19 protein-coding genes are annotated in these 24142 nt (G+C 62.9%); 10 read left to right on the forward strand and 9 right to left on the reverse strand.

Going from position 1 to position 24142, the window contains the following annotated elements; genetic code table 11:
- Positions 1–4176: an Ig-like domain-containing protein gene (locus B2585_RS01165; RefSeq protein WP_292019177.1), complete on the reverse strand. Its 4176-nt coding sequence runs from the start codon at positions 4174–4176 to the stop codon at positions 1–3.
- A 293-nt stretch (positions 4177–4469) separates the two neighbouring features.
- Here B2585_RS01165 and B2585_RS01170 point away from each other — a divergent pair, with 293 nt between their 5' ends.
- From B2585_RS01170 to B2585_RS01210, 9 genes are all read left to right on the forward strand, one after another.
- The gene (locus B2585_RS01170) at positions 4470–5894 is read left to right on the forward strand and encodes a circularly permuted type 2 ATP-grasp protein (RefSeq protein WP_292019178.1); all 1425 of its coding nucleotides are present in this window, start codon (positions 4470–4472) and stop codon (positions 5892–5894) included.
- Between the two features lies 1 nt (position 5895).
- Positions 5896–6831 (forward strand): alpha-E domain-containing protein, encoded by a 936-nt coding sequence (locus B2585_RS01175; RefSeq protein WP_292019179.1) that lies wholly within the window; start codon positions 5896–5898, stop codon positions 6829–6831.
- 10 nt (positions 6832–6841) lie between these two features.
- Positions 6842–7639 (forward strand): transglutaminase family protein, encoded by a 798-nt coding sequence (locus tag B2585_RS01180; protein WP_292019180.1) that lies wholly within the window; start codon positions 6842–6844, stop codon positions 7637–7639.
- Between the two features lie 9 nt (positions 7640–7648).
- Entirely contained in the window at positions 7649–8386 is a 738-nt protein-coding gene (locus tag B2585_RS01185; RefSeq protein WP_292019181.1) for a proteasome-type protease, read from the forward strand.
- 50 nt (positions 8387–8436) lie between these two features.
- The gene (locus tag B2585_RS01190; RefSeq protein ID WP_292019182.1) at positions 8437–10167 is read left to right on the forward strand and encodes a sensor histidine kinase; all 1731 of its coding nucleotides are present in this window, start codon (positions 8437–8439) and stop codon (positions 10165–10167) included.
- The gene (locus B2585_RS01195; protein ID WP_292019183.1) at positions 10164–11390 is read left to right on the forward strand and encodes a sigma-54-dependent transcriptional regulator; all 1227 of its coding nucleotides are present in this window, start codon (positions 10164–10166) and stop codon (positions 11388–11390) included. Before B2585_RS01190 ends, B2585_RS01195 begins: the two co-directional genes overlap by 4 nt.
- Positions 11391–11742: 352 nt before the next feature.
- Positions 11743–12753 (forward strand): DctP family TRAP transporter solute-binding subunit, encoded by a 1011-nt coding sequence (locus tag B2585_RS01200; protein ID WP_292019184.1) that lies wholly within the window; start codon positions 11743–11745, stop codon positions 12751–12753.
- An 84-nt stretch (positions 12754–12837) separates the two neighbouring features.
- The gene (locus B2585_RS01205; protein WP_292019185.1) at positions 12838–13488 is read left to right on the forward strand and encodes a TRAP transporter small permease; all 651 of its coding nucleotides are present in this window, start codon (positions 12838–12840) and stop codon (positions 13486–13488) included.
- Positions 13489–13491: 3 nt separating this feature from the next.
- Positions 13492–14889: a TRAP transporter large permease gene (locus B2585_RS01210; RefSeq protein WP_292019186.1), complete on the forward strand. Its 1398-nt coding sequence runs from the start codon at positions 13492–13494 to the stop codon at positions 14887–14889.
- Between the two features lie 69 nt (positions 14890–14958).
- Here the strand turns inward: B2585_RS01210 and B2585_RS01215 are convergent, their stop codons facing one another.
- The 6 genes from B2585_RS01215 to B2585_RS01240 form a co-directional block, all read right to left on the reverse strand.
- Entirely contained in the window at positions 14959–15717 is a 759-nt protein-coding gene (locus B2585_RS01215) for an SDR family NAD(P)-dependent oxidoreductase (protein ID WP_292019187.1), read from the reverse strand.
- Positions 15718–15759: 42 nt separating this feature from the next.
- Positions 15760–16533, reverse strand: coding sequence for an ABC transporter permease (locus B2585_RS01220; RefSeq protein WP_292019853.1), 774 nt, complete (start codon positions 16531–16533; stop codon positions 15760–15762).
- Positions 16534–16597: 64 nt separating this feature from the next.
- The gene (locus B2585_RS01225) at positions 16598–17386 is read right to left on the reverse strand and encodes an ABC transporter ATP-binding protein (RefSeq protein WP_292019188.1); all 789 of its coding nucleotides are present in this window, start codon (positions 17384–17386) and stop codon (positions 16598–16600) included.
- A 56-nt stretch (positions 17387–17442) separates the two neighbouring features.
- Positions 17443–18447, reverse strand: a complete 1005-nt coding sequence (locus B2585_RS01230) for an ABC transporter substrate-binding protein (RefSeq protein WP_292019190.1) — start codon at positions 18445–18447, stop codon at positions 17443–17445.
- Positions 18448–19078: 631 nt separating this feature from the next.
- Positions 19079–19771 carry an NAD(P)-dependent oxidoreductase gene (locus tag B2585_RS01235; RefSeq protein WP_292019191.1) on the reverse strand — a complete coding sequence of 231 codons (693 nt, stop codon included), beginning with the start codon at positions 19769–19771 and terminating at the stop codon, positions 19079–19081.
- Between the two features lie 26 nt (positions 19772–19797).
- Positions 19798–20517, reverse strand: coding sequence for a DUF4386 domain-containing protein (locus tag B2585_RS01240; RefSeq protein WP_292019192.1), 720 nt, complete (start codon positions 20515–20517; stop codon positions 19798–19800).
- A gap of 174 nt (positions 20518–20691) precedes the next feature.
- Here B2585_RS01240 and B2585_RS01245 point away from each other — a divergent pair, with 174 nt between their 5' ends.
- The gene (locus B2585_RS01245) at positions 20692–21576 is read left to right on the forward strand and encodes a LysR family transcriptional regulator (RefSeq protein WP_292019193.1); all 885 of its coding nucleotides are present in this window, start codon (positions 20692–20694) and stop codon (positions 21574–21576) included.
- Here B2585_RS01245 and B2585_RS01250 read toward each other — a convergent pair.
- Both B2585_RS01250 and B2585_RS01255 read right to left on the reverse strand, forming a co-directional pair.
- Positions 21536–22732, reverse strand: a complete 1197-nt coding sequence (locus tag B2585_RS01250; protein WP_292019194.1) for an FAD-dependent oxidoreductase — start codon at positions 22730–22732, stop codon at positions 21536–21538. The genes B2585_RS01245 and B2585_RS01250 overlap by 41 nt on opposite strands.
- A 54-nt stretch (positions 22733–22786) precedes the next feature.
- Positions 22787–24142: a cyclic nucleotide-binding domain-containing protein gene (locus B2585_RS01255; RefSeq protein ID WP_292019195.1), complete on the reverse strand. Its 1356-nt coding sequence runs from the start codon at positions 24140–24142 to the stop codon at positions 22787–22789.

Below are 24142 nucleotides of genomic sequence, written 5' to 3' on the forward strand. Positions count from 1 at the left end.
TCAGGTCGTGATCGTGATGTCGTCGTCGATGATGAGTGTCCCGCCTTCGTCGCCCAGCGTGTAGATCGAGTAGAGGTCCGACCCGATGGTGACATGCTGGTTGGTGTCGGTAAGGGTCGCGCCGTTCGTCGTGTCGATGGCGATTTCATCGTCCGCCGAACCGTGAACCGTAAGGGTGTTGGAATTGCCCGACAGGCCTTCGAGAAGGTCCGAGTCGATGGTCAAGGTACTGTCTTCTGCAAAGCGCAGGTCGACCGCCTCGATCTCATGCCCGTTCAGGCCCGGATTGGACAGGTTCACCGCGTCCGGGAGCCCTTGGTCCAACGCGAAGAGCGTCGCGCTTTCGTTGCCTGCGCCGTCGGTCTTGGTGATGACGAGGTGCGAGCCGTTGGGGAGAGGCTGGGTGAAGTAGAAATCCACCTCGCCCGGCGCGACGGGGTTGTCGAACTGGACGTTGCCGATGCTGCCCTGCGCGCCGTTGAGCGCCACGGTGGAAAGCTCCGCCGTCGCGTCGCCCGCGTCGACAGAGAAACCACGCAGCGTGTCGCCGGACCGGTTGAAGGCCGTCACATGAGCGGCTTCGGGCGCGACGGTGTCGAGTTCGACCGTGTCGGTTTCAACGCGGGTGTTACCCGCCGCGTCGGTGGCCGAGACGGTGATGTCCAAGTCCCGCTCGCCAGATCCGATCTCACCCGCCGTAAAGCCGACAGACCAGTTGCCCGCACCGTCGACCGAGGCCGCCCGTGCGGTTCCGTCGAGGTCGACGGTGACCGAAGACCCGGCTTCAACAACACCCGTGAGCGTTAGGCCCAGCGCGGCCTCTTGTGCGTTGATGGCACCATCGCCGGCGACAGGGCCGGAAATCGCGAGGCGATTAACCTCGGTATCCACAACAACCTGATCGGTGAGCATGGCGGTATTTCCAGCGCGATCCGTTGCGGTGATCACCACGCCCACGCTTTGCTCGCCCGAAGGCGTCTCGCCCGCCGTAAAGTCCACGCTCCAGTTTCCGGCGGCATCGACGGACGCGGTGTGGGTCACGAGGCCCATCTTGACCGAGACGACCGAGCCGGGCTCGACCGTTCCGGTCAGCGTGATGCCGTCGGCTGCTTCGGCCGCGTTGATAAGCCCGTTCGCGTCCGTCACCCCGTCGGAGGTGAAGTTCGTGACCAGCGTGTCGATGTTGACCGTGTCGCTCACCGACTTGGAGTTGCCGTATCCATCGGTGATCGAGGCGGTGATCTGGCTTTTATAGGTGCCTGCCGGGATCTGGCTCGCCGGGAAGTTGGCCGACCAGCTTCCATCGCCCGCTGCGACCGTGGTTGTTGTCGCGGCACCAAGGCCGACGGTCACAAGAAGACCGGGAGTCGCGGTGCCGGTGATGACCACGCCATCGGCGCGTTCGCCTGCGTTGACGATGTCGTCGATCTCGATCGCGGCTGGAGACAGGGACAGGTCGCCCGCTTCGGTGTCGATGCGCACCGCCTCGGTCAGAGTGGAGGTGTTGCCCGCCGCATCCGTAGCGTGGACCGAAAGCGTCGTATCATACTCGCCGCCCGGGATGACGCCGGGCTCAAAGGTCGCCGTCCAGGAGCCGTCAGGGTCAACCGTGGCGATGCGGGTGACACCGCCGAGGACGACCCGCACCTGTGCGCCGGATTCGACCGATCCGGTGATGGTCAGCCCGTTGGCCGCCTCGGATCCGGCAATGACACCATCACCACCCGTCGGGGAATTGGTGAAAGCGAAGTCGCTGACGACCGTGTCGATGTCGATGGTGGTGGTCGCGGTGGCCGTGTTCCCCGCAGCGTCCCGTGCGGTCACGGTCACATCAGCCGCATATTCGCCGCCCGGGATCGTGCCGTTGGGGTAGACCAGGCTCCAGCTTCCATTCGCCTCAGCCGTGACCGATCTGGTCGCGCCGCCGAGGGTCACGCTGACCTGCGCGCCGGGTTCGGCCAGGCCACTCAGCGTAAGGCCCGCGACAGACTCGGCGCCATTCAGCACGCCATCCGCGCCAGTGCCCATGATGGTAGCCTGAACGCTGGTAAATGTGTCGACCGACACAAGCTCGGTGGCTGACGAGGTGTTGCCCGCGATGTCGGTCGAGACGACCGTGAGGGGAGCCTGATAGACGCCGGTCGGGATCTCTCCGCCCGCGAAAGTCGCGCTCCAAGCGCCCGAGGACGACACCGTGGCGCTGTGGCTTTGCCCCTGGAACATCACCGACACGCTCGCGCCGGGTTCGCCCATGCCGGTGAAGGTCACGCCGCCCGCAGCCTCGACCCCGTTGATCACGCCGTCGCTGCCCGCGAAGCCGCTCATCACCGAAACGGTGTTCTGGGTGTCGACGAGGAGCGTTCCGGTGGTGGAGGTCGTGTTCCCGGCCCGGTCCGTGGCGTTCACGGTAATCTGGGTCGTGTATTCGCCCGAAGACACGCCGCCGCCGGGAATAACTGCGGTCCAGGCGCCGCCGGCCCCGACCGTTGCCGTGTAGGACGACCCCTGGACTTCGACCGTCACGGTCGAACCGGGCTCGGTCGTGCCGGTGAGTTGAAGGGTGCTCGCCTGCGTGACGCTGTTGAACACGACTTCTCCGCCAGCGCCGGTGCCGGGGTTGATCGTAACCGCGCCGTCGGTGTCCACCCGAATGGTGGAGGCGGCAGTGTTTACGTTCCCGGCCGCATCGGTTGCGGTCACGGTGAGCGTCGCTGTGTAGTCGCCCGAGGAGATGTCCGAAGAGGGAACCGTCACGGTCCATGACCCGCTGGACGTGGCGGTGGTCGTGTAGCTGTTGCCGCCCATCTTGACTTCGATGGCGGAGCCCGGTTCGGCCATGCCTGTCAGGTCGATCCCAGTCCCGGCTTCTGTCCGGTTGATCGTATTGTCGGAGGCCTGAACCGCATCGAACTGAACGTCCGGTGCGACGGTGTCGATGGTGATCGTATGCGTGATCGTGTTGGCATTGCCGTAGGCATCGGTCGCGGTGACCAGCACGTTCACGTCGTATTCGCCAGTGGGCAGATCGCCGTGGGCGAAATCGATGCTCCAGGTTCCGTTCTGGGAAATCGTGGTGGACCGGGTGATCCCGTTCACTTCCAGAGTGACGCTCGCCCCGGCCTCGCCGGTGCCGACGAGCGAGAAACCCGCGTTGTGTTCGACCGCATTGACCACCTGGCCAGTGACGCGGTTGTAGCCGGACACGTCCACATCGGGCGGCGTCGTGTCGATCACGATGTCCTGCCCGTCAAGCTCGGTGCGCTTGCCGTCCGGCTCGGTCACGGTGACCGTCACCTTGTACCCGCCGTCACCGGGGAAATTATCGCCCTTGAACTCGGCGCTCCATTTGCCGCCACCGTCAGAGCGGGTCGTGACCGTCTTGCCGCCGATCTGAACCTCGATCTCGGAGTTCGGTTCAGCCACGCCGGTGATCGTCACAGATTTTTCGCTGCGCCCGTTGAATGAGTAGTCGTCATCCGCGCGGTCGATGGCCGGGACGATTGTCGACCCGACGCCCGATGTGGTGCCGCCCGACCCGCCGGTGCCGCCGCCTCTGCGCAACCCGCTCGTCGATGACGACCCGTTGCCCGAGAACAGGAGCGCGCCGCCCAGCGCGCTCGCGCCGAGGATCATTCCGGTTCCTGTCCCGCCGATCCCGGCAAGCGGGGCGAGGCCGAAGCCCGCGAGCATCGTGGGGTTGTCGCCGCCCTGTTCCGTCCCGCTGTAAGTGTATTCACTATCGGCCAGAACCTGCTCCACCGCTGCATCTGCACCGTCTGAATAGCTCGCACCCGCCACGACGACCGGGTCGTCGGGGAAGGTGAGCGCGCTGAGATCGCCGTATTTGCCCCAGGTCTCGGCTTCGGCATGGCTGACTTCGCCAGTGGCCGACACCTGTGTCGCAATCAGGTAGCCGCCTTCGTTGAGATAGACGTCCGCCTGCGGGTTTCCGTCCGGCCCGAAGTAATTTTCGAGGAGGATCTTCCGCCCGTCCGCCATCATCAGGACAAGGTCGTCCCCTTGTCGCAGATACCCGGTGACATCGAGACGCCGCATGTTCAGCGACACTGCGCTGCCCGATGCCAGATCGAGAGTCCCGTCAAACTGTGAATTGAACACCGTGCCCTGCTGGTAATTGCCAACAGCATCACGGGCCACGAAATGAATCGCGCTCATGGTCTTACCGCCTACCTCAATACCGCGCCTTTTTTGATTTATGGTGGCGCGTGTTTTTATATGCTCTGGTTTTCCATACCTTTTTCCGGCTTTCGTTTCCAGAAGAAATGAACTGGTCAGTTCGTTTCCGACCAATCACATGTAAATGCTGCGAAAGTGCAACGCATCGGTGCCGCAGAGAAAGTGCCCAACAAACAGGCAGTCGGAGATTTTTTCGACATACTTTCGGGACCGCACGCCTCGGAATCGTGCAAACCGATTGTCGCCGCGATTTGCGCGGATACACTGAACACATGAGCGACGACAAAATCTTCGACGAGATGTGGGGCCGCGATGATCAGACCCGCCCCCCATATTCCGAATTCCAATCGTGGTTCGAGGGAGAGGATCCGGCCCGTTTGCGCGCGAAACAGCGCGAAGCAGACGAGCTCTTCCGGCTCTCGGGCATCACGTTCAATGTCTACGGTCGGAGTGAGGCCGAGGAACGGCTGATCCCCTTCGATATCGTGCCGCGCATCATCGCAGCACGCGAATGGCAAAAGCTCAGTCGGGGCATCGAACAACGTGTCCGGGCGATCAATGCCTTCCTCAACGACATCTACGGGCGGCAGGAAATCATCAAGGCTGGCCGTCTGCCGAAAGAGATGATCGCCCGCAACGAGGCCTTTCTGCCCGAGATGATAGGGGTTCGCCCGCCGGGCGGCGTCTACACGCATATCGTGGGCATCGACCTCGTGCGGACCGACGATAACGAATTCTATGTGCTCGAAGACAATGCGCGCACGCCGTCGGGTGTGAGCTACATGCTCGAGAACCGCGAAACCATGTTGCATATGTTCCCCGAGCTCTTCGCGCGCAACAAGGTGCAGCAGGTTTCGACCTATCCGAACGATCTGCGCCGCTCGCTCGCCGCCTGTGCGCCGCCGGCCTGCGACGGGCCGCCGACCGTCGCGGTGCTGACGCCGGGCATCTTCAACTCCGCGTATTTCGAGCACAGCTTCCTCGCCGATCAGATGGGTGTCGAGCTGGTCGAAGGCCATGACCTTCGGGTGGTGGATGGGCGCATCGCGATGCGCACGACGCGTGGCTACCAACCCATCGACGTGCTCTACCGCCGGATCGACGACGATTTCCTCGATCCGCTCAATTTCAATCCCGAGAGCCAGCTTGGCGTTCCGGGCATCATGGATGTCTACCGCGCGGGTGGCATCACCATCGCGAACGCACCGGGCTCCGGTATCGCCGACGACAAGGCGATCTACAGCTACATGCCCGAGATTGTTGAGTTCTACACGGGCGAGCGTCCACTGCTTCAGAACGTGCCGACATGGCGTTGCTCGGACAAGGACAGCCTGCAATACGTTCTCGACAATCTCTCGGACCTCGTTGTCAAAGAGGTGCATGGTTCGGGCGGCTACGGGATGCTGATCGGCCCCGCCGCGTCACGGAAAGAGCTTGCAGCTTTCCGCAAGAAGCTTGAGGCGCGACCGTCGAACTATATCGCGCAACCAACCCTGTCGCTGTCCACAGTTCCGATCTTCGCCAAGCGCGGGCTGTCGCCACGCCATGTCGATCTGCGGCCCTTCGTCCTCGTATCCCCCGACGGGATCAACATCACCCCCGGTGGCCTCACCCGCGTCGCGCTCAAGAAGGGTTCGCTCGTCGTGAACTCGTCACAGGGCGGCGGGACCAAGGACACCTGGGTGCTGGAGGACTGATATGCTGGGAAAAACCGCAAACGGCCTCTATTGGATGTACCGCTACATCGAGCGGGCCGAGAACTCCTCGCGCCTCATCGAGACCGGCCAGCGCATTGGCCTGACCCGCTCGGGCAGCATGGAGTGGGGCTCGATCATGCAGACCGCGGGTGTGGCCGAGGGCTATGCCGCGCATCGGGGAGAGATCACGCAGGATCAGGCCGTCGACTGGATGCTGCGGGACAAGGACAACTTCTCGTCCGTCCTGTGTTCGATCGGCGAGGCGCGACAGAATGCGCGGATGGTGCGCACCGCGCTCACGACCGATGTGTGGGAAGCGACGAATGCCTGCTACATGCGTTCGAAGGAAATGCTGGCCCGCAAGGTAAGCGAACGCGACCTGCCAAATACGCTCAAGGCCATCCGGCAGCGCACGGCGCTGGTGCGCGGTGCGACGCATGGCACGATGCTGCGCAACGACATTTACGATTTCGCGCGGATCGGTACGTTCCTCGAACGGGCCGACAACACGGCGCGTATCCTCGACGTCAAATACTACGTTCTTCTGCCCTCGGTCTTTTCGGTCGGCTCGTCCATCGACAACGTGCAGTGGGAAACGATCCTGCGCTCGGTCTCGGCCTCCGGGGGGTTCCGCATGGCGTTCGGTGGGCAGGTCAACGCCCGCGACATCGCCCAGTTCCTGATCCTGGACCGGCGGATGCCGCGCAGTCTCTATTTCTGCGTGTCCAAGATCCGCGACAATCTCAACTACCTCGCGGCTGATTATGACACGCGCACGACGGCGAATGACATCGCGGACAACCTGGCCCAGCGCCTGTCCAACCATGACATCGACCAGATCTTCGAATACGGTCTTCACCAGTACATCCAGAGCATCCTCGGCCTGATCGGGGAGCTCGGACAACAGATCGAGCAAGACTATCGTTTCTATGTCTGAGGCGGGGACCATGCGACTGAGAATCAAACACGTCACGCGCTACCGGTTCGACGAACCCGTCGTCTACGGCCTGCAACAGTTGCGGAAATTTCCCAAGTCGGGCCACCAGCAACAGGTGGTCAGCTGGTCCACGACTGTCGAGAACGGGCAGAAGGAAGTCACCTTCGAGGACAATCACAACAACACGGTCGAGCTGATCTCGTTCGACCGGGATGCGACCGAGGTGGTCGTTACCTCGGAAGGCGAGGTGATGATCGAAGACAACGGCGGCGTGGTCGGCGCACATCCAGGCCCCTCTCCGCTGTGGCTTTATGAACGTGAAACGCCCCTCACGAAATGCGGCCCAGGATGCCGGGCGCTTATCAGAAAGATCGAGGGCGAGGCGGATCTCGAACGCCTCCACTCCCTCCTCGCCGTCGTTGGCGACGAGGTCGCCTATCTCGTCGACGGCAACCACCCGGAGCAGACCGCCGAAGAGGCGGTGGCGGAGGGCAAGGGTGTCTGCCAGGATCACACCCATATCTTCCTCGCCTGCGCGCGCGAAATGGGCTTCGCCGCACGCTATGTCTCGGGCTACCTGATGATGGATGACCGGGTCGAACAGGACGCGACCCATGCTTGGGCCGAGGTTCACGTCGATGCGCTGGGGTGGGTCGGTTTTGACGTCTCCAACAAACAATCGCCCGATGCACGCTACGTTCGCGTTGCAACGGGACTCGATTACACCGAAGCTGCGCCGGTTATCGGATCGCGAGTCGGTGGGTCAGCCGAAACGCTGGATGTCCAGATACAGGTGGCACAGCAGTAAAGGGCTGACATGACCTATTGCGTGGGGATGATGCTCGACCGTGGGCTCGTCATGATGTCGGACACCCGCACGAACGCGGGCGTCGACAATATCGCGACATTCAACAAGATGACGACATGGGAGGTGCCGGGTGACCGGGCGCTCGTGCTCATGTCCGCCGGCAACCTCGCGACCACGCAATCGGTGGTCTCGCTTCTCGACGAGCGGACCAAGGCACACGACCAGCGGTCGCCCTCGATCCTCGAAGCGCCGTCGATGTTTCAGGTGGCACGACTGGTGGCCGAGACGCTGCGCGACGTGATCTCGATGCACGAAGCCTCGGGCCCGAAGGCCGCGAGTCCCTTCAGCGCCACTCTGCTCCTTGGCGGTCAGATCGACGGGGGCCCGCCCCGGCTCTTCATGATTTATCCCGAGGGCAACTTCATCGAAGCGAGCGGCGATAACCCGTTCTTCCAGATCGGCGAGACGAAATACGGCCGCCCGATCCTCGTGCGCGCCTTCGATCCCGAAATGAGCTTCGAGGAAGCATTGAAGCTTTTGATCGTCAGCTTCGACTCCACGCTGAAGGCAAATCTTTCGGTTGGCCTGCCGTTCGACTTTCAGCTTTACGAGACGGATTCCCTGCGCCTCGGCCTGCGCTCGCGCATTCAGGACGACGACCCATATTTTCAGCAGATTTCGTCCGGCTGGGGCGAGGCGTTGAAGCAAGCACTCGATTCGCTGCCGGATTTCGTGCTGGAGAAGTGACAGGGCTTCATCGGCGGCCTATATTGACCGCCGCCTGAGGACTCCTGCCGATGTATCGCCTGCTCGCCTTCGTCATCGCCGCTGCGCTTCTGTCCGGAAGCGTCGGATGGACCGTGTATCGGGCCACGCTCGACCGGCTGACGGAACGGGGCGAGGCCGACCTGTCGCTCGCCGCGGACCGGGTGACGGGGCAGCTTTTCCGCTACCGCGAACTCGCCGTAATCCTGTCGCGCCACCCTGATCTCGAGCGGCTTCTGATCTGGGGCGGTGACGGGGACGGTGCGCGCGTCGTGGTGCAAAGCATGGCCGACATGAGCGGGGCCTCGGATGTCGCCGTGGTCGACCGGCTGGGCCATGTCGCGGCAGGCAGCGACGGCAGCTCTCTCGCCCGCGACCCTGCCGAGCCGCCTCTGGACCGGGCGCTGAACGGCGCACTCGGCACGACGAGCGAGATTGTCTCCGGCCCGAATGGCCCGCGCCGTTTCTTCGCCTTCGCCGCCCCCGTCCAGACGGAGGTGGGCGAGGTGGTCGGAGCGGTGATGACCCGCGTCTCGGTCGCGCAGATCGAGGATAACTGGCCCGGCGATGCACCCGCCGTCTTTTTCACGGATGGCGCGAACCGGGTTTTCGTGACGAACCGCAGCGACCTCGTCCTTGCGGACCGATCCGAAGGGATGCCGTCCTACAGCGAAAGACTTGTGGATGGTCGCGAGATCTGGCGGATCGACGGAAACCGATACCTCCCGGCCCGTGCCATTCACCTTGAGCGTGACCTGCCGACCATCGGACTGTCCGCGGAAATCCTGATCGACAGCTCTTCCGCGCTCGCCTCGGCGATCCTCTGGACCCTCATTACCGCGGGCGCCTTGGTGAGCTTTGGCGCCATACTCTTTTTCGTGCAACAAAAGCGCGCTGCGCTGGCTGACCGGCTCGCCATCGAAGCAGCGGCGAATGCGGAGCTGGAAGGACGCGTGGCGGACCGCACGCGGGAACTCACCGGCGCGAATGAGAACCTTCGCCGAGAGGTGAGCGAACGGAAAGAGGCCGAAGCGGCGCTCAAGCGTGCGCAGGACGAACTGGTCCAAGCTGGTAAACTATCGGCGCTTGGCCAGATGTCGGCGGGCATCAGTCACGAGCTCAACCAGCCGCTCATGGCGATCCGCTCCTTCGCCGAGAACGGGGAGTTGTTCTTCGACCGTGGCAAGCCTGAGGCGGCCCGCGAAAACCTTGGCCGCATCTCGGAGCTCGCCCGCCGCATGGGGCGCATCATCCAGAACCTGCGTGCCTTCGCCCGGCAGGAAAGCGGACCCATCACGGATGTCGACCTCGTCACCGTCATCTCCGCCGCGCTTGAGATGACAGCGGACAAGATCACCCGGCACGAAGTGGCGGTCGATTACACGCCACCGGAAAACCCCGTTATGGTCCGCGGCGGTGAGGTGCGATTGCAGCAGGTCGTCGTGAACCTGATCTCGAACGCCGTCGATGCGATGGGCGGCAGCACGCCCCGGCGCATGGAAATCACGCTCGCCCCGGCAGGTCCGAACGTCCGGCTGACCCTGCGCGACACCGGCCCGGGGATTGCCGACCCTGAACGGGTCTTTGATCCGTTCTACACGACGAAAGAAGTCGGGGCCGCCGAAGGCATGGGCCTTGGCCTCTCGATTTCCTACGGGCTGGTTCAGAGCTTCGGCGGGGCGATACGGGGCTCGAACCACCCCAAAGGAGGCGCGGTCTTCACCGTCGAGCTCGTCCCATCCGGTCTGGAAGCCGCCGCATGACGCGCCGCGTGCTCCTCGTCGATGATGATGCCGCGGTTCGCGAGGCGCTGGGCCAGACGCTCGAACTGGCCGACCTCGCGCCCGTTCTGGCGGGCAGCTATATCGAGGCCAAGGATCACGTCACGGCAGAGTTTGCGGGCGTCGTGGTGAGCGATATCCGCATGCCGGGAAAAGACGGATTCGCACTGCTCGATTTCATCCACGACGCGGACCCCGAGCTGCCCGTGATCCTGCTCACCGGCGAAGGAGACGTGCCGACTGCGGTGCGCGGAATGGCTGCGGGGGCGTTCGACTTTCTCGAAAAACCCTGCGCGCCCGCCGATTTCCTCGCCGTGGTGGAAAAGGCGCTCAAGACCCGCGCCCTCGTTCTGGAAAACCGATCACTGAAAGCGCAGGTCGAGGCCGGGGACGCAGCCGCTCGCCTCCTGCGCGGGACATCGGCCCTGTCGGAAAAGATGCGCGCCGATGCCCGCGCTGTCGCCCGGACGATGGCGGATGTGCTGATCACGGGCGAGCCGGGGGTCGGCACCTCGAAAATGGCCGAAGTCGTTCACCTGCTGTCCGCCCAATCGCGCGGGCCCTTCATCAAGATCGCGGGCGCGGGAACGACCCCGGACTCCCTTGCGGCGACATTCGAAGATGCGGAAGGCGGCTCGATCTTCGTGGACGAGGTGGCGGGCATGTCACAACCCACCCAGTTCGCCCTGCTCGAACGACTCGAAACCCCCGCAGCCCCGCGTGTTTTCGCGGGCACCTATCAGGACCTCGCGGCGATGGCGGACCGGGGCACCTTCAACCCGGATCTGTATTACCGGCTGGAGGCCGCCCGAATCCACATCCCGCCACTGAAGGAACGTCGCGAGGATATTCCCGTCCTCTTCCGCCATTATGTTGAGATCGCCTGCGAACAGGCAGCCCTGCCGATGCCCGAGATTCCGACCGAGGTGACTCAACGCCTGATGTCAAAGGACTGGCCGGGAAACGCCCGCGCCCTGATGAACGCCGCCATGCGCTATGCCATGGGGATCGCCGAGCCGGTCGGCGATGGCGACATCGGGCTTGCCGAGCGCATGGCCGAAGTTGAACGCGCCTTTCTCATCGAAGCGCTGCGCAACCACGGAGGTCAGGCGACCGAAGCCGCGCGCAGCCTCAAACTCCCGCGCAAGACGTTTTATGACAAGCTCGCGCGGCATGGGATCAAACCTGAAGACTTTCGGATTTGATCCGCACACTTGTTCTCTGCCTCGGGGGGCGTGGAGGGCTCGCTTTCCAGAGCCTGCGTGGCTTGAAAGCAATTAGGGCTGAGCGCACCAAAGGCGCGCAACATCTAGGAGAACTCTGGACGACTCGAAGTGTGCGAAATCTCGCACAGACTGGCGCGAACATCGTGCGGGATTGCGCACACCTTGGCGCACCCGTCCGCTAACGGCCTGGAATAGTATCCGTTAAATAACTGATAATATTTGTCTTTTTCTCGTCATGTCCCTGCGTCAAATCAGCCCTTGCCGCTTTGCATGACTCCTCGCCACATAGCTGCGGACCCTTCGGGGCCGGGAGATACATGGAGGAGAGATCATGAAAGTCCTGACAACGGCACTTACAGCCGCCACCTTCGCCGCCGGCACATTCGCCGGTACCGCCGCCATCGCCGCCTGCGACGACGGTGAAATGGTGATCAAGTTCAGCCACGTTACCAACACCGACAAGCACCCCAAGGGCATCGCCGCGAGCCTTCTCATGGAGCGCGTGAACGCCGAGATGGACGGGACCGCCTGCATGGAGGTCTACCCCAACTCGACGCTCTACAACGATGACCAGGTGCTTGAAGCCATGCTTCAGGGCGACGTTCAGCTCGCCGCGCCGTCGCTGTCGAAATTCGAGACCTTCACCAAGGTCTACCGCATCTTCGACCTGCCCTTCATGTTCAAGAACATGAATGCCGTGGAAGCGTTCCAGAAATCCGAAACCGGCGAAGGCATGAAAGACGCGATGCAGCGCCGCGGCCTTCAGGGCATGGCGTTCTGGCACAACGGACTCAAGCAGTTCTCGGCCAACAAGCCGCTCGAAATGCCGTCTGACGCCGCTGGCCTCAAGTTCCGTGTGCAGCCGTCCGACGTGCTCGTCGCGCAGATGGAAGCGCTCGACGCCTCGCCCCAGCCGATGGCTTTCTCCGAAGTCTACGGCGCGCTGCAAACCGGCGTTGTCGACGGGCAGGAGAACACCTGGTCCAACATCTACGGGCAGAAGTTCTTCGAAGTTCAGGACGGCATCACCGAGACCAACCACGGTCTTCTCGACTACATGGTCGTGGCATCGGTCGATTGGCTCGACAGCCTCGACGACGACGTGCGTGAGCAGTTCACCACGATCCTCGATGAGGTAACCGAGGAGCGCAACGCAGCCATTGCCGAGGTCGATGCTGACAACCGTCAGGCCATCCTCGACGCTGGCGGCGTGATCCGCGAGCTGACGCCGGAGCAGCGTCAGGCCTGGGTCGACGCAATGAAACCGGTGTGGGAGCAGTTCGAAGGCGACGTAGGCGCCGACAACATCGCTGCCGCACAAGAGATCAACGCCAGCATGTAATACATGCGCGCAGGGCGGCGCGGGCCATGCGTCCGGGCCGCCCTTTTTCCATCCATTTCAACACAGGTTCGGGGGACGTCCGCCATGAGCGCGCCGGGACACCGCCGGGGCTTCGAGGAAACGGCGATTGCCGTCATCCTGGGCCTCATGACCATCGTGACCTTCGTCAACGTGGTCCTTCGCTACGGTTTCAATGAATCGCTGATCTGGGGGCTCGAAGTCACCCTGATCCTTTTTGCCTGGCTCGTGCTTCTCGGCGTGAGTTACGGGGTGCGCGTGACGATGCATCTGGGCGTCGATGCCATCACGGGCCTGCTCTCAACTCGCCCGCGCAGGGTGCTTGCCCTGATCTCCGCCGCGATCTGCCTCGCCTATGCCTTCCTGCTCTTCAAGGGCGCTTGGGACTACTGGGCCCCCTATGCAGGCCTTTGGCAGACCGAGGGCCGCTGGTTCCCGGTGGGCTTCGATACCGGCACGCGCGACCGCGCCTTCTTCGTCACCGATCAGGTGCCGATGCCCGGTTTCCTCAAGTTTCTCGAGGACTGGATCAACTTCGGCGAAGAATACGACAAGCTGCCGCGCGTCATTCCCTACGCCATGCTGCCGATCGGCACCGGCCTGCTCCTGTTCCGCTTCATTCAGGCCACGGTGCGTATCGTCCGTGGCAAATCCGAAAGCCTCATCGTTTCCCACGAGATGGAAGACGATGTCGCAGCCGCCCGTGTAGAGGACTGATCCATGGACGTCGCAATTCTTTTTGTCCTGATCATCGGGCTTCTGCTGATCGGGGTGCCTATCGCGGTCGCGCTCGGCTTTTCGTCGGTGCTGTTCCTGCTGGTGTTCTCGGACACCTCGCTCGCTTCGGTCGCGCAGAGCTTCTATCAGGCGATGGCGGGCCACTACACGCTGCTCGCGATCCCGTTCTTCATCCTCGCGTCGTCCTTCATGTCGACAGGCGGCGTGGCACAACGGATCATCCGCTTCGCCATCGCGGTCGTGGGCCACTTCCGCGGCGGTCTGGCCATCGCGGGCGTCTTTGCCTGCATGCTCTTCGCCGCGCTCTCAGGCTCGTCGCCCGCCACCGTGGTCGCCATCGGCTCCATCGTCATCGCAGCGATGCGCCAGCAGGGCTATACGAAGGACTTCGCGGCAGGCGTCATCGCCAACGCGGGCACCCTCGGTATCCTGATCCCGCCGTCCATCGTGATGGTCGTCTACGCCTCGTCGGTCGAGGTGTCGGTGGGCCGCATGTTCCTCGCCGGCGTGATCCCCGGCATCATGGCGGGCCTCATGCTGATGATCGCGATCTACGTCATCGCGCGCATCCGCAACATGCCGGCGGGCAGTTTTGCAGGCTGGCGGGAAATCTACCTGTCCTTCCGCGACGCGCTTTGGGGCCTGCTCCTGATCGTCATCATCATGGTTGGCATCTACGGCATTCCGGGCGTCACCGGCGCGATCTTCACGCCGACCGAGGCCGCTGCGGTCGCCTCCGTCTATGCCTTCATCGTGGCGACATTCATCTACCGCGACATGGGGCCGCTGGCCGAGGCGAATAACGACGGGGTGAAGAAGTCGCTCCTGTCCAAGCCGCAGGCCCTTGTCACATCACTTTGGCACAAGGACACGCGGGACACGCTGTTCGAGGCGGGGAAACTGACGATCACGCTGATGTTCATCATCGCCAACGCGCTGATCCTGAAGCACGTCCTGACCGACGAACAGATCCCGCAACAGATCGCCAACGCCATGCTCTCGGCAGGCTTCGGCAAGATCATGTTCCTGATCGTCGTAAACGTGATCCTGCTCATCGGCGGGCAGTTCATGGAGCCGTCGGGCCTCATCGTGATCGTCGCGCCGCTAGTGTTCCCTATCGCGATCGAACTCGGCGTCGACCCGATCCACCTTGGGATCATCATGGTGGTGAACATGGAAATCGGGATGATCACGCCACCCGTGGGCCTGAACCTCTTCGTGACCTCGGGCGTAGCCGGGATGCCGATGATGAAAGTGGTCAGAGCGGCCCTGCCGTTCCTCGCCATCCTCTTCGTCTTCCTGATCTTGGTGACCTATATCCCGATCATCTCCACATGGCTGCCTACAACGCTGATGGGGCCGGAGATCATAACGAACTAACCAGCCTTGCAGGTGAAAAAGAAAAGGCCGGGTACATCCCGGCCTTTTTCGTTTCCGGATGGGCGAGTTTCAGTGAAAGTGAATGCCGCCGTCCACGATCACTTCCTGCCCGGTCATGGTCGCACTCTTGCAGAAAGAAACGATCTGCTGCGCCACGTCGTCGAGCCCGGTCGTCGCTCGCAGGGCAGCGCGATCTTTCCAAGACGCCACGAAATCCTCTGGTGCGCCACCGGACATCCGGGTGCCTTCCATCAACCCCGGCGAAACGCAATTGACGGTGATGTCAGGGGCCAATGCGGCGGCGAGAAAGCGAGTGAGCGACACCACCGCGCCCTTGCTGGGCGCATAAGCCGCCGCTCCGCCCCAAGTGCCATGGCCTATCGTCGAGCCCACGTTCACGACCCGGCCCCAACGCGAGGCCCGCAGCAACGGCGTGGCGGCCCGCGTCAGGTAGTAGGGGCCGTTCAGGTTCACACGGACCATTTCATCCCAGATTTCAGGGGTGAACGCCTCAAGATCTCCGGGCGCGATGGAATGGCTGCCCGACGCCATCCCCGCACTGTTCACGAGAATGTCGAGCGCACCGAAGTGCTGCTCGACGGCCGAGACGCTGGCCGCCACCGAGGCCGGATCGGTGTGGTCAACCTGCACCGGCTCGGCTTCGCCGCCGATGTCGCGCAGGGCGGCGCAGAGCGCGTCGGCCCGGTCGCGCCCATCGCGATACCCGACGGCGACCCGAACCTGCTCGTCGACCAATCGGCGGCACACATGCGCGCCGAGACCACCGCTTGCGCCGGTCACGAAAGCAACACTCCCGGTCAACTCCATGCCGTCATCCTTCTGCTCGCGCTGAAAGACGTTCTTCGTGAATCATCCGCCCTGCCGGTCGGCCCAACCCGCAAAAATCTTCTCGAGCGCGACCACCACATAATACAGGACGATCCCCAGTATCGCGAGAGCAATGAGAACCGCGAACATGAGGGGGTAGTCCGAGTTGGTCTTGCCGCTGTCGAACAGCGCACCAAGCCCGCGACCGTGGGGAGAGACGATCTCCATCAAGTTGGTCCCGATGAAGGCGAGCGTCACGGCCACTTTCATGGCACCGAAGAATTCGGGCAGGGTCTTGGGCAGGGCGATCTTCCAGAAAATCGTGGCCTGGCTCGCACCAAGGGCGCGCAGGATGTCGCGGTATTCCGGCTCCAGCGTCGACAATCCGATCGAGACCGAGACCGCGATGGGAAAGAATGAGATCATGAAGGCGATCAGGATGGTGTTGAAATCATGCGCGCCGACGAACATCAGCGCGACGATCGGCACCACCGTCGCCTTCGGGATCGCGTTGAAGCCGACCAGCAACGGGTAAAGCGCGTCGCGCATCAGGCGCGAAAAGCCCATGACCATACCAAGGAGCAAGCCAACGATCACGGCAAGTACGAGCCCGACGACGGTCCGCCACAGGGTCTGCCACCCCATCTTGATGAACAGGCCCCAGTATTCGGCGTAGGCCGGAGGCAGGTCCGACGGGGAGGCCATGACGTAGTCGGGCCAGCCGTTCGCCCAGACGAGGAACTCCCAGAACGCGACGAAAAGGACCATGGCGATCAGCGGGGCAAGGACGGCGCGGGACGTCAGGACGCGGCCCATGCCGCCGCCGGTCGGAGTCTCGCGCTTGGCGACGGGATCGGGAACATAAGCCATGGGGGCCTCCTTACGCGTCCGCCGGGGCGCGGCCCTGCGCGACTTCGATCTGATGGCGCAGAATGTTGAGCCGGTCTGAGGCCTCCGCCGTGTAGAGATCGTCAAGCGTGCGCGGCCCGTCGCTCGGCACGTCGAGGACATACTGGGTCATGGCCGGGCGCTGGCTCAGAACCACCACCTGATCGGCCAAGAAGATCGACTCGCGCAGGTCATGGGTGATGAGCACGCCGGTGAACGGTTCCTCGGCCTTGACCTTGTGCATGGTCTGCCAAAGATCCTCGCGCGTGAAGGCGTCGAGCGCGCCGAAGGGTTCGTCCAGGATCAGCACCTCCGGCTTGTGGACGAGCGAACGACACAGGCTCGCCCGTTGACGCATCCCGCCGGAAAGCTCGGACGGTCGCTTGTCGCCGAAGCCAGTGAGGCCGACGAGGTCGAGCAGGTAATTCGCGCGGTCCTTCTGCTCGGACTTCGACATTTTGGTCGGAACGATTTCGAGCGGCAGCATGATGTTCTCGAGGATCGTGCGCCACTCGAGCAGGACCGGGTTCTGGAACGCCATACCCACAGTAGAGCGCGGGCCTGAAACCACCTCACCGTGCAGCATGACGCGGCCGTGGTCCGGCTTCATCAATCCCGCGACGAGCCGCGTGAGCGTGGACTTGCCGCAGCCCGACGGACCCACGACGGCGACAAAGCCGCCCTCTTCGACCGACAGTTCAAGGCCGTCAAGAACCGGCAGCGGGCCGCTCGGCGTCTTGTAGGCGTGGCGCACGCCCTCGATATTGATCATGGGATACATCTGCCCCGCCCCCTTGTCTTGTTGGGGCGCGGGAGAGTCCCCCGCGCCCTTGTGTCTTACTTCAGCGAGAAGCCGCCTTCGGGCAGGTAGTCCTCGGTAAAGTAGGTCGAGGCCATCGGTTCGGTCGCATACTCGTAGGTCGTCCCGATCTGTTCGATGGCGCTGTCCATGCGCGCCTCGTCGATACCGCCAAAGCCGTTTTCGGCCACATAGTCGGTCATCACGTTGGCATCGATGGAAAGCTGCAGACGACGCTGTTCAAGTTCCGCATCGGCCGCGGGGTTGCGCTCGATGAGGCTCTCGATGGCGCCGGCAGGATCGGCGATCGCGTCTTTCCAGCCCATCGCCACGGCTTCGAGAAAGCCTTTGATGATCTCCGGGTTTTCCGCCGCGAACTCGGTGTTCACGATAACCGCGTTACCGTAGAGATCGACGCCGTAGTCAGCCATCAGAATGGTCGAAATGTCGTCCTCCGGCACGTCGAGACGCACGAGATTCAGATAGGACGAGAACGAGAAGCCGGTGATGGCATCCACGGCACCTTCGGCCAGCATGGGTTCGCGGGTCGGAAAGCCCACCGGCTCCACCGTGATCGCATCCATGTCGAGGTCGTTCTCGGCAGCGAAGATCGGGAACTGCGCCCAGGCTCCGTCAGGCGGCGGGGCGCCAAGGATCTTGCCCATGAGGTCGGCAGGTTCCGAGACCCCCTGCGACTTGCGCCCGATGACCGCGAAGGGTGGCTTGTCATAGACCATCATGGCCCCGATCACCGGTGCGCCCGGGTTCTGATCGAGAAACTTGATGAGTGAGTTGATATCCGCGAAACCGACTGGAAAGGCACCCGTGGCGACTTTCGGAATTGCGTCGAGGGAACCGGAGCCCGCCGCGATCTCGACCGAAAGTCCAGCGTCTTCGAAGTAGCCCTTGTCGATGGCGACGAAGTAGGGTGCGGCGGGGCCTTCGAATTTCCAGTCGAGTGCGAAAGGAACTTCCGTCTGGGCCGATGCCGCGCCACCAAACAGCGTAACGGCTGCGGTGGCGAGAATAGCGCGATGAAACACGATTGAGTCTCCTTTGTTTTCAAAGCCTCGGAAGCTTTTGGTCAAATGTAATCGGCGGTCCAGTAGAACCGGTCCCGAATCTCTCTCCCGGAGAGTATGCCTCAGAATTGACCCGGCGCGATGAACTTCCGCTTAAATTTCGGGCGCTGGTGACTCGGCATGAGCTCTTTTTCTGTGCCTGCACTGGTTATCCACGAGGTTTGGATTGCCGCAGATAAAACCTGCACTGAAAGCATCCGGAATGTACTGAAGAATTTGGCAACGCTGCGGTTGCCCGGCGAACAAAAAAAGTACCGCCCGATCCATCGTCGTGGGGAGGAGGTCACGGGACGGATCGGGCGGCTCTGTTGTTTATTTCCCGAAATCGGGAAGACTTCGTGGAAGACGTTTCCGTCCTCCTGAGTTCAACATAACTGGTGCTGTCGACCTCTCAAGAAACCCTTGGCCGCGACCAAGGCATTTTCGCTGCGGTGCAGAATTTGCCCAATTCTTGTGCGGTAATTCGTCTGTGATGACTGGATAAGAGTCACGATGCCGGGATTTCGGACGCGCCACGGTAACCGTATCGAGCGGTCACGAAAAAGGCCCCCCGGCGTGCCGGAGGGCCTTGTGTCGCGGGCTCTGACACAAATCAGGCGGCGCGGGCTTGTGATGCGGCAACCGCCGATTGCGACATGCGGCTGACGATCGCCGGGGCCTTGTGGATCAGCGTGTCGTTCGTCAGCGCGTGGACCATGAACAGGGCGAAGTCGATGCGCCGCGTGATGTTCGAGGCGAGCACGGGATCCTGCGTATGTTCGGACCAGACCGGAAGTCCCTGGCTCTCGCCCTCTTCCAGGTCCGAGCCGCGCACCACGGTCCAGAGCCGGTTCGAGGCAAAGATCGCATCGGTCGCCCGGTATTGATCGTCGATGTCGACGAGCCGGGCCAGACGGGCCAGTTTGCCCACCGCGAGCGCCGCCTTGATCTTCCACCCGTACTGGTCCTGACCGTCCAGCGAGATGTGCCAGCCACAGGAAAACACCAGCCGGGCACCGGGTTCGGCGTGGTCGAGCACGGCCTTGGCGGTGCCCGAGGCGTAGTCGTCGACCCCCCAGGGGGCAAGCACGGTGAGGACCCCGTCGCAGCCCGCGACCGCCTCCCGGATCACCTCCCGGTCGTTGGTCCGACCGGGAAAGACTTTGATCTTGTCGCCGAAGCGGTCGAGTTTCCCGACGCTCTCGGGGCGGCAGACTCCTTGGACGTCGTAGCCGAGCTTGAGCGCGTGTTCGGTCATGTACTGACCCAGTTTGCCGGAGATGCCGATGATGCAGATGCGTTTCATGGTTCTGGTTCCTTTCGAGGTGTGGGTCAGGCTGCGGCCAGCGCCGGGTTCAGCCGGGCGGCCTCCTTCGGCCCGCGAATTGCGAGCCAAAGGGCAAAGCCGACTTCGGACAGGGTGACGATAACGAGGAAGCCGATGCGCAGGGTTCCGAGCCAGTCGACATCCGGGAAGGCAAAGGCATAGAGGCTGTCGAGGATGTAGCCGAAGCTGCCGACGATCAGGCCATAGCCGAACAGACGCGGGACCAGACCGGATTTCAGCACGAGCGCACCGAGCAACAACAGGTGCATCCAGAAGAACGCCTGCCAGACCCAGATCCCGGCATGGTGTGTGTCGATCATCAGCGCGGCGAGCGCGTTCCTGATCTCGTCACTGGCCGCGATCTCGCCGGTCGCTAGGCTGGTCAACCCGGCCTGAAACAGAAGCATCGCGCCCATCACGGCCACCATCGCGAACCGGGCAAGCATGGCGGCAAAGGCCAGCGTCTCGTTCGTGCGGCGAAAGATCTGGAACAGCATGGTCATCGTCATGACCTCGATCAGCATGACCAGAGTGTCGGCGCCGATACCTGCGTTGTAGAGGCCGCGCTTGGCGACAAGGTTCGCCATCGTGCCCGCCGGATCGCCGGTGACGATCTGGCTCGGCACGTAACCGATGGCGAAGGCACCGAAGACGGCGATGGAGGCGTAAAGGGTGCCGGCGAGGCGGCCATAGCCGCGGGAAGTGGGATCGTTGAAGACTTTCATGACTTGGTCCTTTCGGGCAATGGGGCATCGGTCCGGTGCAACGGATGCTCCGGCGGTCAGTCCCGACTTGGTTTTGAATGTTGGTCGGCCTCTCGTTGGCCGGTGAGGATGTTTTAGCCCGTTGGCAAACTCAACAAAATTGACCAATGTTGTAGAATTTGTATGCATATCCGTATGGATTGGAAAAACGTCAGTTTCGACTGGAACCGCGCCCGTGCGTTCCTTGTGACAGCCGAAGAGGGCTCGCTCTCTGCCGCCGCCCGCGCGCTTGGCCTCGCCCAGCCCACGCTGGGGCGCCAGGTCGAGGCATTGCAGGAGGAACTCGGCGTCACACTCTTCGAACGCGCGGGCCGGGGGATGCAACTCACGCCCGCCGGTCATGCAATGATCGAACACGCTCGCGCGATGGGCGAGGCGGCGGGCCGGCTGTCGAATGTCGCTTTCGGCCAGAACGACGCGATGGACGGCCCGGTGACGATCAGCGCCTCCGACGCCTATGCCGGTCTCATCCTCCCGCCGATCCTGGAGCGGCTCAGCGAAGCGGAACCCCGAATCACGGTGAACATCGTCGTCTCGAACACCGCCTCGGACCTCCTGCGCCGCGAGGCCGACATTGCGATCCGCAATTTCCGGCCCGAGGAACCCGACCTGATCGCCCGGAAAATTCGTGACGCGGAAGCGCGCATGTTCGCTTCACCGGAATACGTTGCCTCGCTTGGTCCGATACAGAGCAAAGCGGATTTCGCTGCATCGCGGTTCGTCGGGCTCGACCGCTCCGGCCAGTTCCTCGGCACGTTGCAGCAGATGGGTTTCCCGATCACCGAGGCGAACGTCCCTGTGCATACCGAAAACTTCCTCGTCATGTGGGCGCTGGTGAAACGCGGCATGGGGATCGGGATGCTGGATGCCCGGATCGGCGACGACGATCCGGGTGTCGTGCGCGTGTGGGACGGGGAGACGCCGCTGACCTTTCCGATCTGGCTCGTCGCCCACCGCGACATTCATCAGAACCGTCGGCTCAGGTTCGTGTGGGACTTTCTCGCCGACGCCCTGCGATAGGCGGCAGGAGCGTCCCCCGCACAAGGCGCGCGAGCAGCGCCGGCACTGGCGGGATGGTCGACAATGGATAAAGAAGCCGGTCGCGAAGAACCGCGAGCGCGCGGGAATCGGACTGGTATTGCGGGGTGAAGGCCGCGGACAAAAGCTGGTATCCCCAGACATGCCAGCGCCGAGAGAGGGCATAGGTCCGCAGCGCGTCATCGAGGTCACGGTGCCGCTCCAGCGCCCAGGCCAATGCCGAGGCGTCCAGCAACGCCATGTTGGCCCCCTGCCCCAGCTGTGGCGACGTGCGATGAGCCGCGTCCCCGATATGGACGATTCCGTCCCGCACTGGCTGCACAAGTGTCCCGTGCCCGTAGCGCGCCATCGTGAAGTCGCCGGGTGTCGCGATCTGCGCGGCGAAATCCCAGGCTTCCGGCCAATGCGTCTGCGCTGCGAATTTCCAGGCGTCCAGCCCGGCGGCGACCCAGGCCGGATGGCCATCCGATGGAAGCGACCAGAAAAGCGCGGCCTTCGGGCTTGTCGCGCCGGAGGGTGTTCCGATGGGCAGCACGCCCATCATCCGGTCCGCGTAACTATAGCGCTGGGTAAGCCGATCCGGGGCGATCACGCCGGGCACCCAGTCCACCACAGCCCACAAAGCACCATAGGGCAACGCCCGCGCGGTCATCGGGGACAGCCTTGATCCAGCCCCACTCGCGTCGATCAGGATGTCGAAGGATGCGGTGCGTGCACCACCCTCCAGAACAAAGCGCTGCCCGTCTCGCCCGAGCACCGTCGACCCCGGCGTAAGGGTCGCGCCCTGAACGACACAGGCATCGTGGAGCACCGAAAACAGGCTCGCCCGGTGAATGCCAAGTCCCTGATGGGCCGGATCGGTGCCGTAGTCTGCCGAGAGCACGACGCCTGTCGTCTGAACGCTCGTACCCTCGATCCGAGTCAGCGCCTTTCCCTGCGCTTCGGCTTTTTCCAGAACTCCAAGTTCCGCCAGAACAGCACGCCCGACCGGCTGCAAGACAAGACCGGACCCGACGGGCGCGGGGGCATCGAACTGATCGAACAGCTCGACCGTATGGCCGGCGCGGGCGAGAAAGGCCCCAGCGGCCAGTCCGCCGATCCCGGCGCCCGCGATCCCAATGGAGAGTTTCCTGCTCATACCCAAGAAAAACCCGGGCCTGTCCGCCCGGGGTCCCTTAATTCACTTCGTCGGTCAAGCCGGGCCGAGCTTGCGGATTTCGGCGATCCGCATGACCTGCTGCATCGTCGCTTCAGACCGGAATTCGCCCTGCGTCGGATCCATGAGGTCGGCGAAGGTCACGGCGTCGATCTTGAGGCAGGACACATGGCCGACGGCCACAGCTGTTGCCGACCTCGGCTTGCCGTCAAGAAGCCCCATCTCACCGAGAAGCGCGCCATCGCGCAGTTCCGCCACCTTCTTTTCGCCTGGGCCGCCGTAGTCGATCACGATATCCACTTTGCCCTCCTTGATGAGGAAGCAGTGGGTCGCTGGATCGCCCTCTTTCAGAATGATCTGTTCCTTGTGGAAAGCCACGTCCTCGACCATCTGGCTCAGGCGCGTCACCTCGTCGATAGAGAGCTCCCGGAATGTCTGCTCAAGGTAGCGCGAGCGCAGTTTGCGCAGTTCGACGAGGAACCCGATGACGGTCGGCACGGTGATAGCCAGGTTGTAACCCATGTGAAGCTCGGCCCGTCCCGGCATTCCGTTGAAGCCGGTAAGTTGTTCGAAAAGGCCGTTGTTTGCCATCAGCCCGAACTTGCCACCTGCCTGATAGAAGTTGAGCATGGTTTCCACCTGCCCGGCCGGAACGGCCATGTAGCTGTTGCCAGACACGGGAACGGTCGCCCAAAGCTGCTGGAACCCCGGCCAGACGGCAGCCTGGTCGAAATAGTAGAAATAGGTGATCGTCAGGTGCTCCAGCGCATGCCACGAAAGGGCGAGCAGGGCGATGAAGAGCCATTTGTTGCGCGGAAAGAACAACAGCACCATTCCGGTGCCGAAATACCCCACAAGTTCCCAAACGAGGTGGACGACTTCGAGGTCGAGCTGTCCGAAAATGGCGCAGGCCGCCGGGCCGACGAGGTATTCACCATTGGCGTCCAGCAGTGGCATCCCGTCCGCACCGGCTTTGGCGATGCGTTCTACGGAATAATAGCTCGGTTCCGACCCGATGGCCCGCAGCCCCATCTCGATCGCACGGCCTGCGTTCTCGATTGTATCAATGGGCGGTGGGCAGGCCACGGTGCCATTCAGCACGTTGAGCTGGATTACCTGGATAAGGTGCTCGGCGAAATGACCGATCTGAAGCACCGTGAACAGGCCCAGAACGGCAATCATGGAGTAGTTCTTCACCTTCCAGATTCCCTCGAACATCGCGAGCGGTATCCAAGGCAAAAGTGTGAAGAAAGCGATGAGGTAAAGCGGCTCGCCCCCGACGATGGCATTGATCTGAAGGACGTATGAGATGAAGGCGGTCACGAGAACGACCTGAAGGGGCACGCCTTCGAACCGGAAGAACCGGCGGAACTGGATCATCAGCTGCGACAT

The organism is Maritimibacter sp. UBA3975 (assembly GCF_002384975.1).
In the GTDB taxonomy this organism is placed as follows: Bacteria; Pseudomonadota; Alphaproteobacteria; order Rhodobacterales; family Rhodobacteraceae; genus Maritimibacter.

What these genes read in the sequence shown, in the direction of transcription:
- B2585_RS01165 (WP_292019177.1), bottom strand. Translation starts at nt 4,176, where the DNA reads ATGAGCGCGATTCATTTCGTGGCCCGTGATGCTGTTGGCAATTACCAG.
- B2585_RS01170 (WP_292019178.1), top strand. Translation starts at nt 4,470, where the DNA reads ATGAGCGACGACAAAATCTTCGACGAGATGTGGGGCCGCGATGATCAG.
- B2585_RS01175 (WP_292019179.1), top strand. Translation starts at nt 5,896, where the DNA reads ATGCTGGGAAAAACCGCAAACGGCCTCTATTGGATGTACCGCTACATC.
- B2585_RS01180 (WP_292019180.1), top strand. Translation starts at nt 6,842, where the DNA reads ATGCGACTGAGAATCAAACACGTCACGCGCTACCGGTTCGACGAACCC.
- B2585_RS01185 (WP_292019181.1), top strand. Translation starts at nt 7,649, where the DNA reads ATGACCTATTGCGTGGGGATGATGCTCGACCGTGGGCTCGTCATGATG.
- B2585_RS01190 (WP_292019182.1), top strand. Translation starts at nt 8,437, where the DNA reads ATGTATCGCCTGCTCGCCTTCGTCATCGCCGCTGCGCTTCTGTCCGGA.
- B2585_RS01195 (WP_292019183.1), top strand. Translation starts at nt 10,164, where the DNA reads ATGACGCGCCGCGTGCTCCTCGTCGATGATGATGCCGCGGTTCGCGAG.
- B2585_RS01200 (WP_292019184.1), top strand. Translation starts at nt 11,743, where the DNA reads ATGAAAGTCCTGACAACGGCACTTACAGCCGCCACCTTCGCCGCCGGC.
- B2585_RS01205 (WP_292019185.1), top strand. Translation starts at nt 12,838, where the DNA reads ATGAGCGCGCCGGGACACCGCCGGGGCTTCGAGGAAACGGCGATTGCC.
- B2585_RS01210 (WP_292019186.1), top strand. Translation starts at nt 13,492, where the DNA reads ATGGACGTCGCAATTCTTTTTGTCCTGATCATCGGGCTTCTGCTGATC.
- B2585_RS01215 (WP_292019187.1), bottom strand. Translation starts at nt 15,717, where the DNA reads ATGGAGTTGACCGGGAGTGTTGCTTTCGTGACCGGCGCAAGCGGTGGT.
- B2585_RS01220 (WP_292019853.1), bottom strand. Translation starts at nt 16,533, where the DNA reads ATGGGCCGCGTCCTGACGTCCCGCGCCGTCCTTGCCCCGCTGATCGCC.
- B2585_RS01225 (WP_292019188.1), bottom strand. Translation starts at nt 17,386, where the DNA reads ATGTATCCCATGATCAATATCGAGGGCGTGCGCCACGCCTACAAGACG.
- B2585_RS01235 (WP_292019191.1), bottom strand. Translation starts at nt 19,771, where the DNA reads ATGAAACGCATCTGCATCATCGGCATCTCCGGCAAACTGGGTCAGTAC.
- B2585_RS01240 (WP_292019192.1), bottom strand. Translation starts at nt 20,517, where the DNA reads ATGAAAGTCTTCAACGATCCCACTTCCCGCGGCTATGGCCGCCTCGCC.
- B2585_RS01245 (WP_292019193.1), top strand. Translation starts at nt 20,692, where the DNA reads ATGGATTGGAAAAACGTCAGTTTCGACTGGAACCGCGCCCGTGCGTTC.
- B2585_RS01250 (WP_292019194.1), bottom strand. Translation starts at nt 22,732, where the DNA reads ATGAGCAGGAAACTCTCCATTGGGATCGCGGGCGCCGGGATCGGCGGA.
- B2585_RS01255 (WP_292019195.1), bottom strand. Translation starts at nt 24,142, where the DNA reads ATGTCGCAGCTGATGATCCAGTTCCGCCGGTTCTTCCGGTTCGAAGGC.